The 549-nt window shown below is 81.6% G+C and carries 1 protein-coding gene; it reads right to left on the bottom strand.

Annotated elements, in window-relative coordinates; translation table 11 throughout:
- Positions 1–549 (bottom strand): cobalamin biosynthesis central domain-containing protein (locus CKO13_RS12485; RefSeq protein ID WP_200261482.1); only part of this gene is annotated, 549 nt, incomplete at both ends.

Genomic DNA, 549 nt, shown 5'->3' with positions numbered 1-549 from the left:
ACCTGCACCGCCTGCCCGGCCCCGAGGCCCTCGAGGCCGGGCAGGCGGTGCAGGTTGGCCGGCGGCGGCGCCGGCGGCCGCCACGTAGCGTCCGCCTCGACCAGGGCCACCGGCTCGCCGTTGACCAGCGCCGCCGCCGCCCGGCGCAGGGCGGCCCGCGGCGCCGCCACCCGCCAGCCCTGCTCCCGCCCCAGCAAGTCCACGGCGGGGAGCCCGGCGCTGTCCGAGGCGGTGGTGATCACCGGCGTGGCGCCGAGCCGCCGGGCGACCGCCTCGGCCCAGGCGTTGGCGCCGCCGAGGTGGCCGCCGGCCACCGCCACGGCGAAGCGGCCCGCCTCGTCCACCGCCACTACGCCGGGGTCGCGGGCCTTGTCCGCCAGGTACGGCGCCACCAGGCGTACGGCCGCCCCCACGGAGCAGAGGCAGATCAGCTGCGCCACCGGCCGGCGCAGGCGCGCCCCGAGCGCCGGCCCGAGCCCGCCGGCGGCCACGGTGGTGCGCGGGTTGGGCAGGTCCGCGAGCAGCGGCGCGATGCGCTCCGGCGCGATG

This window comes from Halorhodospira neutriphila, from assembly GCF_016584055.1.
In the GTDB taxonomy this organism is placed as follows: domain Bacteria; phylum Pseudomonadota; class Gammaproteobacteria; order Nitrococcales; family Halorhodospiraceae; genus Halorhodospira; species Halorhodospira neutriphila.
Note: the sequence above shows the minus strand (reverse complement) of the source record. Positions and strands in the feature narration are given on the sequence as shown.